Source organism: Pyxidicoccus sp. M15, from assembly GCF_056858435.1.
In genome coordinates this window covers 2,109,054-2,125,836 of the sequence record NZ_CM166495.1, presented here as the reverse complement: position 1 = coordinate 2,125,836, position 16,783 = coordinate 2,109,054, and the positions used below count along the sequence as shown (strand labels likewise).

The following is a 16,783-nucleotide window of genomic DNA, read 5'->3' as shown; positions in this document are numbered from 1 at the left end:
GGAGAGCCGTTCGGAAGCGGGCACCGGCGCTCGCGGAAACGTGGCCGCGCGAGCCCGGCTCCGGTCTACATTCCGCGCCGCGCACGACGTGCGCCAGGGAGAGATGACCGGATGAGGGCAGGAGGGCGCGCGGCACTGGTGCTGGCACTGACGGTGGGCGCGTGTCGCGCCCGGAGCCCGGACGTCACCTCGGCGCCCGACGCGGGCGCCGGCATCCGGGCCCAGGCCGCGGACCTGCCGCTCCCCGGCTGCGACGTGCTCGTGCCTGCGGACGTGCGCGACCTGATGCTCCCCGGCTTCTCCATGAAGGAGGAGCGCGCGTGCCCGACGTGCGGGCCGCTGTGCACCTTCCGCTCCACGTCCGAGACGGACACCTCCGCGTCGGTGGCCTGGGACTGCAACCCCCGCCACACGCAGGCAGACGTGAAGGCGCTGATGGCCCCCACCCTGCGGGCCGGCGGTGAAGAAGTCCCCGCGCTGGGCCGCGCCGCCGTCCGCCGCGCTCCCGCGCAGGGCATGCTCCAGGTGATGACGTGGGACGACGACACGCCCTGCGCGCTCGTCGTCACCTGGCTGGGCGCGGACACGGACCGGGCGCTCGACGTCGCGCGCTCCGTCCTCGTCGCCACGACGCCGGGCGTGCTCGCCACGCCCGCCGCCACCGTCGACGCCGGCGAGCCCTGAAACGAAGGCGGGGGCCGGCCCCCGCGTGGCGCGGAGAGCGGCCCCCGTGACGTCAGGCCCCGACGGGCCCCGCGCTCACAGCGTGCGCAGGTACTCCACGAGGTCGTCGACCTCCGCGTCGCTCAGCTGCGCCGTGGAGCCGTGCCGGTTCGTGTCACGCCCCTGCACCAGCCGCTCCTTCAGCGTCAGGGCGCTGCCGTCGTGCAGGTACGGCGCCGTGCGCGCCAGGCCGAGCAGGGACGGCGTGTTGAGGCCCACCTTGCGCACCAGCGGGTCATCCTGGATGGGGCCGTTGGTGATGAAGGTGCCCACGTCGGCCTGCTTGTTGTTGGTGAGCGTCTCGCCCTCGTGGCAGGTGTCGCAGGCGGCCTTCTTGAAGACGAGCGCGCCGCGGGCCTGCGCGTCGGTGAGGGCCTCGCGCTTGTGCGGGTTGTCCGGCACGGGGATGACTTCGATGAAGGACGACAGCTGCGACACCATGACGCTGTCCAGCGCCGCGCCGCCCATGCGCTTGCGCACCGTGGTGTCCAGGAAGTCACGCAGCGTGGGGAACTCGCCGCTCCAGTGGAACGGGCCCGTCTTCGTCACCTTGCGGCCCGCGAGGCTGGGCGTCTGGCGCGGGCCGTCCGGGAAGCCCCACACGTGGCCGTCCTCGCGGCCGTCCAGGTGGCAGGACGCGCACGACGCGCTCACCGAGGGGCTCGTCATGCGCGAGTCCAGCGCCGAGTAGAAGAGCTTGCGGCCGGCGACGGCCTGCGGCTCCAGCACGTCACCCACCAGCACCAGCGGCGCCCCTTCCGCGCGCACGTTGGCCACGCCCGAGGAGCCGTCGCTCACCAGCGTCGTCACCGTGTGGTCGAACGCGTTGTGGACGAACGCCTTGCGCCCGTCGCGCGTCATGGCGATGCCGCTGGGCCCGGAGCCGACGCGCACCAGCTGGCGCACGCTGCTGCCGGTGAAGTTCACGATGTCCGGCCCCGTGCGGCGGTCCATGGGGATGACGGCCACGTTGTCCGTCTCGCGGTTCACCACGAAGACCCACAGGCCGGATGGGTCCACCACCGCCGCCACCGGGCCCTGGATGGCGTGCGTGGACTCCGGGCTGACGATGGTGGACGGCGGGAAGTCCGGCGTCTGCTCCGGGGGCGGGCGGCACTGGTCCAGGTCATCCACCACCGGCCGGCCATCCTCCGTGTCGAAGGTGATGATGCCCGGGGCCACCACGCCGGACGTGCTGCACGGGCTGCCGCCGCCATAGAGCGACCCGTCACCGCCCCCGGGGTTGCCCGTCACGGGACCACCGAGGGGGTCCTCGCGCGCCCACAGCACCGGCGCCAGCGCGCGCTCGCCGTTCGGCGTCAGCACCACGTCCGACATGCCGCGGGGCCGGAAGCGGATGTTCAGCGCCACGCCCGGCATGGGCTCATCCGATGAGCTGGAGCCGCCGCCGCCGCTGGAGGCTTCGTTGACGTTGGCGCGCGCGTACAGGTCCGTGCGCTCGCGCTGCACGCGGGGCCGGCCGGAGTCCGACAGGTCCACCGTCACCAAATCGCTGTGCCGGAAGAGGCTGATGAGCGCGCGCCTGCCGTTGTCCACCAGCGCGATGCCGCGCGGCTCCTCGCCCACCGGCAGCTCCCAGCGGACCGTCAGGTTGCGCGTGTCCACGGCCATCAGCGTGCCGTGCTCGGTGGAGTCCAGCGCGGTGCTGTTCACCACGTACAGCGTGTCCCCGCCCGGCGCGACGGCCAGGCCCATGGGCTCCACGCCCACCGGAATGCGCGCCGCCTCGTTCCAGTCACCCCGGCGGATGACGGACACGCTGCGCTCGGCGCGGTTGGAGACGTAGACGGTGTCGTCCGGCCCCACCACCACGCGCTCGGGGCCGAGCCCCACCTTCACCTCGCCCACCTTCTCGTTGCGCCCGGTGTCCACCACCGACAGCACGCCGTTGTCGGCGTCCACCACGTACAGGAAGGCGTCATCGCGGCTGAGCGCCACCGAGCCCGACGCGTTGTTCCACGTCGCCTCGGCCTGGCGGTCACCACACGCCGTCAGGCCCAGCATCGAAGCCAGCACCGCGGCAAGAACGTGCCGTCTCATTGGAAGGTCCTCCTCGCAAGCACCCGGCCCCGTCACCCACGGCCCGAGCCCGACTCCGTAGCGCCTGCGGTATGTAGCGGTGGGAAATGACGGCCGGCCCTGGTCGCTCGCCTCCCCCGCGGGCCCGCATGCTTGCACCAGAAGGCCCCGGAAGTCGATGTCCTACCCACCCCGGGTGTGGGTGGTGGACAGTCTCCGGGCGGGCGTTCTGCCTGAAACGTCGCGAGCGTGTCGCCCCGGGTGGGAGTAAAGGAGGGGGGTCGTGTCGCGCTCTCCGCCCGTCATCCTCAACTTCCGGCGCACGTTCGCCCTGCTCATCGTCCTGGTGGTGGTGCCATCCGCCGGCCTGTCCGGCTTCGGCGTGGTGGCCATCATCAACGAGCGCGCCGCGGTGGAGAAGCGCCTGGAGTCCGCCTGGCGCGGCACCCTGGAGTCGCTGTCCTCCGAGCTGCCGAAGGCGCTGGCCTCCGCCCACCTGGAGGAGGAGGCGGGCACGCTGCGCCTCGTCATGCCCGACGGGCGGGTGGTGTCCGAGCCGGACGGCACCTTCCAGGTGGAGGGCGGCCGCGTGCACACCAGCGACCCGCAGCTGGCGGAGGCCTTCAACGCCGTGCTCCCGGAGACGGGCGCGGTGCCCACCGAGCCCACCGTCTTCTCCCTGACGGCCAGCGGGCGCGCGGTGCTGGTGGCCGCCGAGCGCCAGGGCGACGTGGTGCGCGGTGTGCGCCTGTCGGTGCGGGCGCTGGAGTCGCTGCTGGCCGAGCGCGTGGACCCCCGCGTGGTGTCCGGCGAGCCGGTGCGCTTCACGCTGCAGCCCGTGCCGCGCGAGGTCAACGAGGGCGGGCTGATGGGCCGGCTGGTGTCGGAGGTGGCGCAGGCCCGCGCGAGCGCCCTGGGCCCGGTGGGGCTCGCCGAGCGCGTACTGCCCTCGCCGCTCCAGGACTTCCGGCTGGTGGTGCTGCCCACCGGCGAGGACCCGGTGGCGCGCGCCTCCACGCGCAACCGCGTGCTGTACGGCGTGCTCCTGGGCCTCTTCTACCTGACGCTCACCTTCGGCGTCGTCTACACCGGCCGCGCCCTCTACCGCGAGGCGCAGCTGTCCCGGATGAAGACGGACTTCGTGTCCCTGGTGAGCCACGAGCTGCGCACGCCGCTCACCTCCATCCGCATGTTCATCGAGACGCTCGCCCTGGGGCGGCTGAAGGACCCGGCGCAGATGCAGGAGGTGCTCACCCTGCTGACGCGCGAGACGGAGCGCCTGTCCATCTTCATCGAGCGGGTGCTGGACTGGGCGCGCATCGAAGGGGGCCGCAAGGTGTACCAGCGCGCGCCCCTGCCGGTGGCGGACCTGGTGGAGGCGTCCGTGGCGGCCTTCCGCGCCCAGCGGCTGGAGGGCGGCGTGGACCTGAAGGTGGACGTGCAGGGCGGACTGCCGCGGCTGGACGTGGACAAGGACGCCATGGCCGGGGCCCTGCTCAACCTCCTGCAGAATGCCTACAAGTACAGCGGCCCCGAGGACAGGCGCATCATCCTTGCCGTGCGCGGGGGACACCGGCACGTGGACCTTTCGGTGGAGGACAACGGCGTGGGGATTGCCCCGAAAGAGCGCAAGCGCATCTTCGAGCGCTTCTACCGCGTGGACAACCTGATGACACGGCGCACGGAGGGCAGTGGACTGGGGCTGGCCATCGCCCGGCGTATCGTCGAGGCTCACGGCGGACGCATCGGCGTGCACAGCGAGCCCGGCAAGGGCAGCCGGTTCACCATCCACCTGCCGGTGGGGAAGGCATGACGGAGACGACGCGTCGCATCCTGGTGGTGGAGGATGACTTGTCCATCCTCGCCGGCCTGTCCATGAACCTGCGCTTCGAGGGCTACGAGGTCCTCCAGGCCCAGGACGGGCGCACGGGGCTGGCGCGCGCGCTGGACGAGGCGCCGGACCTGGTGGTGCTGGACCTCATGCTCCCGGAGCTCAACGGCTTCGAGGTCCTCAAGGAGCTGCGCCAGCGCGGCCGGGACACCCCCGTGGTGGTGCTGTCCGCCAAGGGCATGGAGACGGACAAGATTCTGGGCCTCAACCTGGGCGCGGACGACTACGTGGTGAAGCCGTTCGGCCTCCAGGAGCTGCTGGCCCGCATCAAGGCCGTGCTGCGCCGGCGCTACCCCAGCGCGGGCGCGGCGGCGGCGCCGGTGACGTTCGGCGACGTGAGCGTGGACATGGCCGCGCGCACGGTGGCCCGCAGCGGCACGCCCGTGGAGCTGACGGCGCAGGAGTTCAAGCTGCTGGCCCACTTCCTCGGCCACCCGGGGCGCACCTTCACCCGCGACGAGCTGCTGTCCGGCGCGTGGGGCTACCACTACGAGGGCAGCGCGCGAACCGTGGACAACTTCATGCGCCAGCTGCGCCTGAAGTTCGAGCCGGACCCCGAGGCGCCCCGCCACTTCCTCACCGTGCGTGGCCTGGGCTACCGCTTCGAGCGGTAGGACGCCCATGCCGGCTCACGGCCCGGCGATGCCGATGTGCCGCGAGTCCTCCAGGTCGAAGGGCTTGCCGTCGAAGCGGCCGTAGCGCTCGCGCGGGACGAGGCCGGCGGCGTTGAGGGCCGTGTCCAGCTCCTCCGGGGAGAAGTGCCGCAGCTTGAGGCGGCGGATGGGGCTGGGGCCCCCGGGCTGCTTGCGCTCGCGCAGGTGCAGGGCGAACAGCGGGCGGCGCGGCTCCAGACCGGCGCCGGGCTCCTCGTCGTCTCGCGGGAGCACCGGCTCGCGGGGCGTGTTGAGCACGTCGTAGACGAAGGTGCCCCCGGGGGCGAGGTGGAAGCGCACCGTGGCCAGGAAGGCCTCCAGGTCGTCATTGCCCGGCATCAGCCCCAGCGCGTGCTGCGGGGCCAGCACCAGCGGGAAGCGGTCCGGCAGGCGCAGGGAGCGCAGGTCCATCACCTGGAAGCGCGCGCGGTTGGACACCTCCGCGGACTCCGAGGCGCGGCGCTCCTCGGCGGAGCGAATCATCACCTCCGACGGGTCCACGCCCACGGTGGTGAAGCCATGCTCGGCCAGGGCCCACACCACGCGGCCATTGGCGGCGCCCAGCACCAGCACGGGCCCGCCATGCTCGCTTGCCTGCCGCGTGTAGAAGAGGAGGTCCGGCTCCTGCCCCACCAGGGAAAGCGGCGTCCGGCCCCGCGCGTCGTTTCCACCCATCCCTCCAGGAACTAGCACGTTTCCAGGGCTCTTCGGGACAGCCACGTGCACACGGTGGGAAACGCCTTGCCCACCGCGTGTCCGGGAGCGGACGGTGGCCCCCCTCCCTGGGACATGCCGCGCTGGCACCCCGCTTGCGATGCAGCGGCGCGGACGCGGCCGCCCGTCATGGGACGGGACTGGCCGGTTTCTTACGTAGGGGTGGGTGGCGGATATGACGCGCGGATGGCGTTGGGCGGGCGCGCTCTTCATGGCGGGCGCGATGTGGACGGCGGCGGGCTGCGACTCCAAGGGCACCGACGAGTCGGAGCGGGGCAACCCCGGGCTGGATGACCCCAAGCCCCCGGACGAGCGGCCGGGAGACCCGACGCCGGCCCCGCTGCCGGACGCCGGTGGGGTGCCGGACAGCGGCACGGTGGACCCGGAGCCGGACGCGGGCACTCCGCCTCCGGACGGGGGCACCCAGCCCCCGCCCGACGGCGGCACCCAGCAGCCCCCGCCCGACGGCGGGACGACGCCGCCCCCGGACGGCGGCACGCCGCCTCCTCCGCCGGGCAAGAAGGTGGAGATTCCGCCCCTGCCCGAGCCGAAGCCGGGCTGGAAGTTCTACGGCGTGGAGCAGGGCGGCCCGCAGAAGGTGTACGGCGTCACGGCCGACGAGGGCGGCAACGTCTGGGTGGCCGGCGGCGAGGAGGGCCTGTTCCTCCTGAAGCCGGGCGCGGAGACGCTCCAGCGCTTCGGCATGGAGGACGGCCTGCGGCCCTACGGCTTCATGCCGGACGGCAGCACGCCTCCGGGCCCCAAGTACCTCAAGGTCATCTCCGTGTCCGGCGGCCCCGCGGGCACCGTCTTCGTGGGCTACGAGGGCATGCCCGGCGCGGGCGATGACCACTGCGAGAGCAACTGGGACGGCAAGAAGCCGGACCCGGCCCGCTACAAGAGCGGTGACGCGGACAAGGTGACGCTGCAGCGGGACGGCACGCTGAGCGTGGTCCACTACGACATCTTCTCCGGCCCCGGTGTGGTGGCCGACGAGATGCACGGACGCGAGAAGCTCTGCAACGTCCTCCGCATCCGCTACGACAAGAGCACGCAGAGCGTCTGGTTCGGCGGCAACCACGGCTTCGCGCGCGGTGAGGCCGAGTTCAAGGGCGCGCCCATGTGCAACGGGCAGCTCAACTGCTCGGGCGTGCTGGAGCACGTGCACCCGCACATCAATGCGTACAACAGCTCGGGCGGCGTGATTCTGCTCACCGACGCATACTACGGCGTGGGCCTGGACCCGAACGGTGACGTCTGGTTCGGCGGCTCGGACCGCAGCACGCGCTTCCTCTACGGGACGCACGGCGGCAACTTCTGGCGCGCCCAGACGGGCACGGAGAACAACACCGCCAACAAGCTCGACCTCTGGCCGGACGCCAAGCCCGAGTACTCCAAGCCGAACGAGCGGGTGACGGACGGCGTCTCCGGCATGGTGGTGGCGCGGGACGGCACGGTGTGGGCGAGCTCGTTCGGCAACGGCCTGGCGCACCTCGACTCGAGCGGCAACGTGACGCGGCGCATGGGCACGGAGTCCGGCCTGGTGGCCAAGCACCTGTCGGCCATCGCCATGGACCCGCTGGACGGCAGCATCTGGGTGGGCGCGTTCTGGGGCGGCGGCATCTCCCGCGTGAAGGGCGGCGAGGTCACCAACTACAGCCTGGGCGTGTTCGGCACCAAGTACGGCATGCTGCGCATCACCGACATCCAGGCGGACCGCTCCGGCGACAGGCGCCGCATGCTCGTGAGCTTCATCGACTACGACGACCCCAAGCGCCCCACGTGGGTGGCGGGCGGCATTGGCATCTACACGGGTGACTGACCCCACCCGGGTAGCCTGAAGGCGCGGCGGCCGTCCCCACTCACCAGGGGACGGCCGCCGTCTTTTTCAGGCGCGCCCTACTTCGCCAGCGCCTTGTACTTGTCGAACAGCGCCTGCTGGCGGCTGGTGAGCGGCACCTGCCTGCCCCCCAGCCACATGCCCACCGGCCGCGAGGACGACTCCAGCGGGTCGCCGTTCCACAGCACCAGGTCCGCCGGAGCACCGGGCGCAAGCCGGCCGCCGTCGAGGCCGAAGGCCTCCGCCACGTCCTGCGTCACCGCGCGCAGCGCGTCCGTGTGGGGCAGGCCCCACGCCACCGCATTGCCCGCCTCCTGCGCCAGCGTGCGCACCATGGGGGGCTCGCCCATCACGGAGATGAGCACCTTCACCCCGGCCGCGCGCAGGAGCGCCGCCGCGTCCAGCCGGCTGCTCAGCCGGTCGAAGTCCGCCGGCAGGTTCTGCGTGGGCTGGAGAATCACCGGCACCTTCGCCGCCGCCAGCTCCTGAGCCACCATCCACGCCTCGCTGCCTCCGGCGATGAGGGGCTTGAGCCCGTACTCCTTCGCCAGCGCCAGCGCCGCGCGGATGTCCGAGACGCGGTCCGCCCGCACCACCACCGGCAGCCTTCCGGCCAGCACCGGCTGCAGGGCCTCCAGGTCCAACCGGCTCGCCGCCACGTCGCGCATGCGGCGCTGCTCGAAGTCCGCCTTGCGCCGGCCGTACTCGCGCGCGTCGAACAGCAGCTCACGCACCCGCTCCAGCACCAGCGCCCGCGAGCCGGACACCGCGTCCCGGCCCGCCCGGCCCAGGTTGAGGTGCATGGCCAGCGGCGTCCTGCGGACGGTGCCGTCCGTGGTGACGAACGCGCTCTGCCCCGACACCAGCCCGCCCTTGGGCGCGGACACCACGCCGGTGACACCGCCCAGCCGCGCCACCGGGAAGACGGCCGACGCGGCGTTGAGGCTGTCCGCGGCCAGCAGCGCCGCGCGCACGTCCTGCTTCGCCGCGTCCCCGCGCAGCACGTCGTCCTGCGTGGACTCCTCCGCGCTCACCTCCACCAGGCCCAGCTCCGTCAGCGGGTCGATGAGCCCCGGCGTGAGCAGCCGCCCCTTGCCCTCCACCACCGCGCAGCCCGCGGGCGCCGGCACGGCCCCCGCCAGCACGGTGTGCACCTTCCCGTCCGCCACCACGACGGTGGCCTCCTTCAGCCACCCGGTGCCGATGAAGGCCGTCACGCCCTGGAACGCGGTGCACGCCTCCTTCGCCAGCGGCAGCGACGTGGCACACGCCCCCGCGTCGCAGCGCGAGGCCAGGCCCAGCGCCTCCAGGGTGGGCGCGGGCGCGGCGCTGGCCACCAGCTTCGCGGAGGTGGCGGCGCTGTCACCCACCTCGAAGTCGCTCGGCTCCCCCGCTCCGGTGGCCGCGTCATAGGTGACGACGCCGTCGGACCACACGCGCTGCGCCCGCGCGTAGACGCTCAGCGGGTGGCCCTTCCACAGCACCACGTCCGCCATCTTCCCCGGCTCCAGCGAGCCGGTGACGCCCTCCACGCCCATCATCCACGCGGCGTTGAGCGTCACCCAGCGCAGCGCCTCCTCCTCGGTGACGGGGATGCCGGACTCGCGCGCCCGCCACATCGCCTTGCCCGCCTCCTGGTTCAGCCGCTGGATGCCGTACTCGGAATCCGAGTGGATGACGGCCTTGCCGCCCGCCTGCGCCACCAGCGCCGCGTTCTCCGGGATGCCGTCCCACGCCTCCAGCTTGAAGCCCCACCAGTCCGCCCACGTGGCCACGCCCACGCTCTTCTCCGCGAGCCTGTCACGCAGCTTGTAGGCCTCCAGCGCGTGGTGGAAGGCGCGAATCTGGTAGCCCGCCTCGTCCGCCACCTGGAGCATCACCGCCATCTCGTCCGCGCGGTAGCAGTGGTTCTGCACCAGGATGTTGCCGCGCAGCACCTCGGCCAGCGTCTCCAGCTTCAGGTCGCGCAGCGGCTCGGGGCCCGTCTCGTCCGGCTTCTTCTCCTTCTTCGCGCGCCAGTCGTCCCACTTGTTCATGTACTCGCGCGCCTGCGCGAAGGCCTGCCGGTAGCCGGCTGCGTTGCCCATGCGCGTGGAGGGCGCCGTCTTCTTCCCCTCTCCGTAGACGCGCCGCGGATTCTCGCCGCACGCCATCTTCAGCGAGTCCTTCGCCCCCGGAAAGCGCATCTCCGCCGCCGAGCGGCCGAAGTGCAGCTTCACCGGGAAGCCCCGCCCGCCAATCAGGTTGGCGCTGCCGGGCAGCACCAGCAGCGAGGTGATGCCACCCGCCGCCGCGCGCCGCAGGCCCGGGTCCTGCGGCCAGAAGGCGTGCTCCGCGGAGATTTCGGCCGTCACCGGCGCGGTGGCCTCGTTGCCGTCGGCGTTGGAGAAGCTGGACGGCGTGGAGTACACACCCAGGTGGCTGTGCGCGTCGATGATGCCGGGCGTCACGTACAGGCCGGTGCCGTCCACCTCCTCCGCCCCCGGGGGCGAGGCCACGTCCGCGTTACGACCCACCGCGGCAAGCTTCCCGTCCACGAAGGCCACCGCGCCGTCTTCAATCGCCGGCCCGCTGGCGGGCATCACCGTGGCGTGCCGCACCACCACCGCGCGCGGCTGCTTCCAGACGCGGGCGGGCGCGGGCGGCGCCGGTGCGGGCATTTGCGAGGGGGGAGGCGCTTCGGGGACGGTGGCGCAGGCGGTGGCCAGCGCCAGCAACAGGAAGGGGGTGCGCATGGGGTGCCCCTCGTAGCAGTTCACCCCGGGTCCGGCCACGCCTGGCTGCCTGCCCTGTGGGGGCCACCCCCCAGGATGGAGTCACCACGCGTCGCGAAGCCGTCTACAATCCCCCGCCAGTCATGCCTGCCCTCCCGCCAGCTCCCATCCCCACCCACACCGTCGTCGGCGCCCGGGCCCAGGGGGAGCGGCTGTCCGCTCAGCACTTCCACCTCGTGCTTCTCGACACCGAGCGCGCCGGCACCGTCTTCCCCCTCGCCAACGAGCACCTCAGCGTGGGGAAGGCCCCGGACAACGACGTCGTCATCGACCACCCCACGGTGAGCCGCAACCACCTGGTGGTCCGCCGCCAGGGCGACCGCTTCCTCGTGCAGGACCTCGGCTCCACCAACGGGACGTTCCTGGACGGCGCCCAGGTGCGCGAGGCGTACCTGCGCCCCGGCGCCCTGCTGGAGGTGGGAGACGTGCGCCTGCGCTTCAGCCCGCAGGTGTCCCCCGTCCAGGTGGAGCCCACCGCCGAGGACCGCCTCGGAGACCTGGTGGGCCGCAGCCTGCCCATGCGGCAGATTTTCGCCCTGCTCCAGCGCATCGCCCCCACCGACTCCACCGTGCTGCTGGTGGGCGAGACGGGCTCCGGCAAGGGCGCCGCCGCCAAGGCCATCCACAAGCTCAGCCCCCGCTCCCCCGGGCCGCTCGTCGTCTTCGACTGCGCCAGCGTGTCCGACTCCCTCATCGAGAGCGAGCTGTTCGGCCACGAGAAGGGCGCCTTCACCGGCGCCGTCGGCCAGCGCATCGGCTGCCTGGAGCGCGCCAACGGCGGCACCCTCTTCCTGGACGAAATCGACGACCTGGCGCTGGACCTCCAGCCCAAGCTGCTGCGCGCCATCGAAGACCGCGAGTTCCGCCGGCTGGGCTCCTCCACGCCCATCTCCTTCGACGCGCGCATCATCGTCGCCAGCAAGAAGGACCTGTGGGCGGAGACGCAGGCGGGCCGCTTCCGCGAGGACCTCTACTTCCGCCTCTCCGTCTTCACCTTCAGCCTGCCCGCGCTGAGAGACCGCAAGGAGGACATCCCCCTGCTGGTGGACGCCTTCGCGGGCGAGGGCCTCTGGACGCGGCTGCCGGAGAAGATTCGCGAGCAGTTCACCGGGCACACCTGGCCGGGCAACGTGCGCGAATTGCGCAACGCCCTGGAGCGCGCGCGGCACATGGTGGACATCCCCGAGCTGGCCGGGGACACCCTCCTGCGCGAGTTCACCCGCGAGGCCCCCGCCGCCGCCGGTGACTTCCTCCCCGTGGAATTCACCGGGCCCTTCAAGGTCTGCAAGGACGAGCTGATTCGCGCCTTCGAGCGCGAGTACCTCACCCGCCTGCTGGGCCGCGCCCGCGGCAACATCGCCCGCGCCGCCCGCGAGGCGGAGCTGGACCGCAAGCACCTGTACTCGCTCCTGCACAAGTACGGGCTGGTGCAGAGCGAGGGGGACTGAAGGCTTCAGCGCGGCGCGCAGGCCGGGTCCAGCAGCTCCGGCCGGTACTCGAAGTGCATCGTGTCGTAGTGGTACCAGCGCCCGCCCCAGATGAAGCCCTCCGCCTCGAAGGCCTCCACCACGGCCTGGGGCACGGCGTTGCGCCATTGCGGCGGCGCCCTGGGCCGCTGCCACTCCCAGTAGTGCGCGCGCGCCGGGTTCAGGTCGATGGACACGCCGAAGGAGTGCGCGCTGCGCCGCTGGGTGTTGGCGATGGTGCGCCAGTTGAAGGTGCCGCCCAGGTTCGTGAGGAAGGGCTCGAGCGACGCGTCCTTCGCGAGCAGCGCCTCCAGCCGCGCCCCCACGCGCTGGAAGGCGGGCGCCACCTTGCGGTGGACCTTCAGCCGCTGGCCGAGGAGGCGGATGGGCACCACGTCCACCTGGGCGGCGGACGCGCCATAGGTGGCGTGGAAGAGCGGGTCGAAGCGGATGCGGCCGGGGTCCTCGTCCTCGCGCGTCACCGGGGTGGGCGGGCCGGTGCGGTAGGGAATGGAGAGGGTGTCCTCCAGGTCGGGGGACTCGAGCTTCCGCGCGAAGCTCTTCACCTGCCCGTCGTCGAACGGGTACGTGCGGCCGTCGGGAAGGCGGAAGCCCCAGCCGGACTCCAGGCGCACCGGCACCACGGCGGGGTACCACTTCGCCACGCAGGCCAGCGGCGCGGGCGGTGGGCCCACGGCCGGGGCGCCCGCCTCCGGGGACGCCGCGAGCAGCAACACGGCTGCAAAGCACACACTCACGCCACCCTCCCGTCATGCCGGGGAAAGTGCATCACAGCGGACGCAGCCACGAAGAGACCGTGACAGCCGTGGCGCACGTGGCATGGTGGCCCCGCACCCGCAGTCATGCCAACCCCCTGAGGAGGTTTCACGATGAAGCGTCCTTCCCCCTGGCTCGCCGTTGTGTGCGCGGGATTCATCTCCATGCATGCAACGGGCTGCTTCGGCCAGTTCAAGCTCACGCAGAACATCTGGGAGTTCAACAAGGGCATCTCCAGCCAGAAGTTCGTGCAGTGGCTGATGTTCCTCGTGCTCGTCATCATCCCTGTCTACGGGATTGGCGCGCTCATCGACGCGCTCATCATCAACAGCATCGAGTTCTGGTCCGGCAGCAACCCCATGAGCAGCGCCGACGGCGCGGACGACGGCACGCGCGTCGTGAAGCTCACCCCCACCGACACGCTGCGCATGTCGCGCGACGCCGAGACGGGCGTCATGCGCATCGAGCTGGACCGCGAGGGCCAGGAGCCGGTGGTGCGCTTCTTCGAGCCGCTCGAGGACGGCATGGTGGCGCGTGACGAGGCCGGCAACCTGCTCGTCCAGGCGCGGGCGGCGGCCGACGGCGCGGTGGCCGTGACGGACGCGGCCGGCACCACCCTCACCGTCCACGCCAGCGAGGCGGTGCAGCTCGCCCGCCGCGTGTACGAAGAGGGCGGCGCGGCGGCCCTCGCGAAGCACACCGTGGCGCAGACCGCCGTGTCCCGCGGCCTCGCGCTCAACGCCTGCGTGGCCCCGTAGCCACTCCGGCAGCGCCCTGTTCGGAAATGTCGGGACTTTTCGCGGCGCAAAACCCCCGACATTTCCGAACAGCACGCCCCTGCCCCGCCCGCTCGGCGGCGCCTGATTTCAGCCGGGCACGGCCCGCCTGCTACCGTACGGCCCATGTCGGTGCTGGTGCTCGGTGGTTCGGCGGTCGTCCCGTCCCTGTTGCTCTTCTGGTACGTCTACGCGCGGGACAAGCGGCCGGAGCCGCATGCCCTGCTGCTGAAGACGTTCCTCCTCGGGGCCGTCATCTGCGCGCCCGTGGTGCCCACGGCCCTGGCGCTCCAGAAGCTGGGCGCATCCTTCTCCGACGGCGTCTGGGGCTCCGCGATGGTGCGGGCCTTCCTGGGCGCCGCCATCCCCGAGGAGCTCTTCAAGTTCCTCGTGCTGTACCTCTACGTCTGGCGCAAGCCCGCCTTCGACGAGCCGCTGGACGGCGTGGTGTATGGCGCCACCGCGTCGCTCGGCTTCGCCACGCTGGAGAACATCCTCTACGTGGGCGAGCACGGCCTGGGCGTGGCCGTCCTGCGCGCCGTCACCGCCGTGCCGGGCCATGCCTTCACCGGCGTGGTGATGGGCGCCTTCGTCGGCCGCGCGCGGCTCGCCCCGGAGGAGCAGCGCCTGGGCCTGCTGGCCTCGGGGCTCGGCTGGGCCACCCTGCTGCACGGCCTCTATGACGTGTTCCTGATGACGGGCACCGGCTTCGCCGTGCTCTCGCTCGGCGTGCTCGCCATCGAGGTGCAGTGGGGCCGCAAGCTCTACCGCGCCCTGCGGACGGAGCAGCTCACCCTCGCGTCCGCGCCCGCCGGCGGGCTGCTCGCGGCGGAAGGGGCGCTGATGCTGCAGGGGCCGGGCGGACAGGTGACCACCGCGAGCCTCGTCGTGATGGGCCCGCCGCCCTTCGGGCCGCCTCCGGCCGGGCGGCCCGCGGAAGCCTCGCGCACCGTGGGCTCGTGGCTGAAGCTCATCCTTGGGGGCCTGGGCCTGACGGCGAGCAGTCTGTGGCTGCTCGTCTTCGTCGTGGCCCTGTTCCAGGAGCAGCCCGCGGACGTGGCGAGCTCCGCCGCCTGGGTCATCATGGCGGCCTTCTCGGTGGCCTTCACGCTGCTCTTCCTGTGGCTGTTCCGCTCGGGGCTGCGAGGGGCGGAAGCCCGCCCCGAGCGGTAGGCCCGGGCCTCAGGGAGGAGGCACGCCCGCGTCGAGCAGCTCGCCCGGCTCCGGGCCGAAGCTGGCGTCCGTCGCCACCGCGTTGAACGCGCCCTCCAGGCTGCGGCCCGCGCCGTAGCCCTCGCCCTTCTGGAAGGACATGGAGAAGTCCCCGCGCGTGGACTCGCCGGGGTTGCCGCCCGTGTCCAGCTGGAGGTCGCCGTTCTCCACCGGCGCGAAGGCGCGCGCGGGCTCGCCCGCGTTGAGGTGCACCACCGTGGCGCGCGCCAGCCCCGAGGGCGTGGTGCCCCCCAGGTCCACCTTCGTGCCGGGCCGCAAATCGAGCCCCTCGGTGGCCACCGTGAGGCGCGCCACCAGGTCCACGTCCAGCTCGTTGTTGCGGTAGTAGCTCACCTGCAGCGCCTCGGCGTTGCGCAGCACCTCCACGCGGGAGATGTCTCCCAGCGGGAAGAGCTCGGACACGCTGCCGGACAGCGTGTTGTCCTCCAGCCCGCAGCCCGCCAGGCCCGCGCCGGACGCGAGACCCGCGAGCCCGAAGGCCACCAGTGCCCGCGCCGCCCGGCTCATTTCTCCACCGCGAGCTTCAGGGTGCCGTTGTCCGCCGCCACCACGGGGGCCCGGTAGAGCACCACGCGCTTGCCGTTGGACAGGTACGCCAGCTTGGGAGACCAGCCGCCGCCCGCGTCCACCAGCGTCTCGCGCCAGATGCCGGCGATGCGCGTGGACACCACCAGCTCGTCGTCGTTCGGGTTGCAGCCGGTGTCGTTGCGGCCCGACTCCAGCGCGCAGTTGTAGAAGGCGATGGACGGCTCGTGGTTCACCGGGTCGAACGCCAGCGAGGGGTACCAGCCGCCGGTGCCGGAGTTGAACACGGGGTCCGGCGTGGACCAGTCCCCGGCCGCCGTGCACTTCGTGGCGGAGTCACCGTCGCACTCGATGTAGGTCAGCTTGTCGCCCGTCTTTTCGAGGGCGGCGATGCCGAAGCCCGCCGTCGCGTCGTAGGCCACGGAGGCGCCCATCTGCGTGTTGCTCACCTGCTGCACGCGCACCGGCGCGGTCCAGGTGGTGCCGTCCGCGTTGCGCCGCTGGAACATGACGTCCGTCCCGCTGGCCAGAGCGGCCTCGGGCGCCTTGTCGTAGACGACGGCCGGCTGCGCGCCCGCCATGATGAGCTGGATGTGGCCGCCGAAGCCGAGCTTGTTGTCAGCCGAGGAGGGCGCCACCATGCGGTGCTGCCACGACGTGGGGCCGCCCACGGCCAGCTCCACGTCGCTCGACTCCCAGTCCTGGCGCCCGGTGTTGCCCCGGTGCCCGTCCCGATAGGCGACGAGCGCCTGGCTGCCGGAGAAGACGATGGAGGGATTGAGGCCCACCAGGAAGCCGCCGTCATTCAAGTCGTTTCCTGTCCCGGCCTGGTTGGACATCGTCACGGCGATGCGCTCGGTCCACTTGCCGTCGGCGCCGCGGTACGCCACCGCCAGGTCGCTCTGGAACCAGAACGTGGAGGTGTCGCTGCCGCCGCCCAGGTACGTCACCGCCGGCTGCCCGTTCGGCCCGAAGGCCACGGACACGCCGTACACGCGCTGCACCGTGGCCACCGTCTCCGCGGGCTTCACCTGGCCGCCGTCGACCTCGCGGTAGCGCAGCGCGAAGTCGTTCAAGCCCGCCTGCGTCTGGCTGCTCAGCTTGACGAAGTACGCGATGCCGATGCGGTCCTGGGGGCCCACGGCCATGGCGATGGAGGAAATCTGGTGGAACTCGCTCGGCTCCGAGTCCACCACCAGCCGGGTGAAGGGCGAGTTGACGTTGGGGTCCTCCGGGGGCTTGTTGCCCGCGTCGGGGTTGCCCGGGTTGTCCTTGCCGCAGCCCACCAGCGCGAGTGCCGTTCCCAGTACCCAGGCGTGCCGTTTCATGTGCCTCTCCTTGCGTTGTCGGCCCTGTACGTCGTCGCCCGCA

13 protein-coding genes are annotated in these 16,783 nt (G+C 72.2%); 7 read left to right on the top strand and 6 right to left on the bottom strand.

Going from position 1 to position 16,783, the window contains the following annotated elements; genetic code table 11:
• Positions 1 to 111 precede the first annotated feature (111 nt).
• Positions 112 to 684 (top strand): hypothetical protein, encoded by a 573-nt coding sequence (locus tag ACX9TP_RS08505; RefSeq protein WP_482979228.1) that lies wholly within the window; start codon positions 112 to 114, stop codon positions 682 to 684.
• Positions 685 to 759: 75 nt separating this feature from the next.
• Here the strand turns inward: ACX9TP_RS08505 and ACX9TP_RS08500 are convergent, their stop codons facing one another.
• Positions 760 to 2,784, bottom strand: coding sequence for a c-type cytochrome (locus tag ACX9TP_RS08500; RefSeq protein ID WP_482979227.1), 2,025 nt, complete (start codon positions 2,782 to 2,784; stop codon positions 760 to 762).
• A 262-nt stretch (positions 2,785 to 3,046) separates the two neighbouring features.
• On the opposite strand from ACX9TP_RS08500, the gene ACX9TP_RS08495 reads away from it, so the two are divergent.
• Together ACX9TP_RS08495 and ACX9TP_RS08490 are read left to right on the top strand one after the other, a co-directional pair.
• Complete coding sequence (locus tag ACX9TP_RS08495; protein WP_482979226.1) at positions 3,047 to 4,576, top strand: sensor histidine kinase; 1,530 nt, start codon at positions 3,047 to 3,049, stop codon at positions 4,574 to 4,576.
• Complete coding sequence (locus tag ACX9TP_RS08490) at positions 4,573 to 5,268, top strand: response regulator transcription factor (protein WP_482979225.1); 696 nt, start codon at positions 4,573 to 4,575, stop codon at positions 5,266 to 5,268. The genes ACX9TP_RS08495 and ACX9TP_RS08490 overlap by 4 nt, the downstream gene beginning before the upstream one ends.
• A 15-nt stretch (positions 5,269 to 5,283) precedes the next feature.
• On the opposite strand, the gene ACX9TP_RS08485 is transcribed toward ACX9TP_RS08490, so the two are convergent.
• The gene (locus ACX9TP_RS08485; protein ID WP_163996221.1) at positions 5,284 to 5,982 is read right to left on the bottom strand and encodes a class I SAM-dependent methyltransferase; all 699 of its coding nucleotides are present in this window, start codon (positions 5,980 to 5,982) and stop codon (positions 5,284 to 5,286) included.
• Between the two features lie 214 nt (positions 5,983 to 6,196).
• On the opposite strand from ACX9TP_RS08485, the gene ACX9TP_RS08480 reads away from it, so the two are divergent.
• Positions 6,197 to 7,843 (top strand): hypothetical protein, encoded by a 1,647-nt coding sequence (locus ACX9TP_RS08480; RefSeq protein WP_482979224.1) that lies wholly within the window; start codon positions 6,197 to 6,199, stop codon positions 7,841 to 7,843.
• 77 nt (positions 7,844 to 7,920) lie between these two features.
• On the opposite strand, the gene ACX9TP_RS08475 is transcribed toward ACX9TP_RS08480, so the two are convergent.
• Entirely contained in the window at positions 7,921 to 10,596 is a 2,676-nt protein-coding gene (locus ACX9TP_RS08475) for an amidohydrolase family protein (protein ID WP_482979223.1), read from the bottom strand.
• Positions 10,597 to 10,718: 122 nt separating this feature from the next.
• Between ACX9TP_RS08475 and ACX9TP_RS08470 the strand changes: the two genes are divergently transcribed.
• Complete coding sequence (locus ACX9TP_RS08470; RefSeq protein WP_163996224.1) at positions 10,719 to 12,083, top strand: sigma 54-interacting transcriptional regulator; 1,365 nt, start codon at positions 10,719 to 10,721, stop codon at positions 12,081 to 12,083.
• 5 nt (positions 12,084 to 12,088) lie between these two features.
• On the opposite strand, the gene ACX9TP_RS08465 is transcribed toward ACX9TP_RS08470, so the two are convergent.
• On the bottom strand, positions 12,089 to 12,859 hold the full coding sequence (locus ACX9TP_RS08465; RefSeq protein WP_482979222.1) for a M15 family metallopeptidase: 771 nt from the start codon (positions 12,857 to 12,859) through the stop codon (positions 12,089 to 12,091).
• Positions 12,860 to 12,991: 132 nt separating this feature from the next.
• On the opposite strand from ACX9TP_RS08465, the gene ACX9TP_RS08460 reads away from it, so the two are divergent.
• Positions 12,992 to 13,636 carry a DUF3332 domain-containing protein gene (locus ACX9TP_RS08460; protein ID WP_482979221.1) on the top strand — a complete coding sequence of 215 codons (645 nt, stop codon included), beginning with the start codon at positions 12,992 to 12,994 and terminating at the stop codon, positions 13,634 to 13,636.
• 144 nt (positions 13,637 to 13,780) lie between these two features.
• Positions 13,781 to 14,827 carry a PrsW family intramembrane metalloprotease gene (locus ACX9TP_RS08455; RefSeq protein WP_482979220.1) on the top strand — a complete coding sequence of 349 codons (1,047 nt, stop codon included), beginning with the start codon at positions 13,781 to 13,783 and terminating at the stop codon, positions 14,825 to 14,827.
• A gap of 9 nt (positions 14,828 to 14,836) precedes the next feature.
• Here the strand turns inward: ACX9TP_RS08455 and ACX9TP_RS08450 are convergent, their stop codons facing one another.
• Together ACX9TP_RS08450 and ACX9TP_RS08445 are read right to left on the bottom strand one after the other, a co-directional pair.
• Positions 14,837 to 15,394: a hypothetical protein gene (locus ACX9TP_RS08450; RefSeq protein WP_482979219.1), complete on the bottom strand. Its 558-nt coding sequence runs from the start codon at positions 15,392 to 15,394 to the stop codon at positions 14,837 to 14,839.
• The gene (locus ACX9TP_RS08445) at positions 15,391 to 16,740 is read right to left on the bottom strand and encodes a hypothetical protein (RefSeq protein ID WP_482979218.1); all 1,350 of its coding nucleotides are present in this window, start codon (positions 16,738 to 16,740) and stop codon (positions 15,391 to 15,393) included. Before ACX9TP_RS08445 ends, ACX9TP_RS08450 begins: the two co-directional genes overlap by 4 nt.
• Between the last annotated feature and the right edge of the window lie 43 nt (positions 16,741 to 16,783).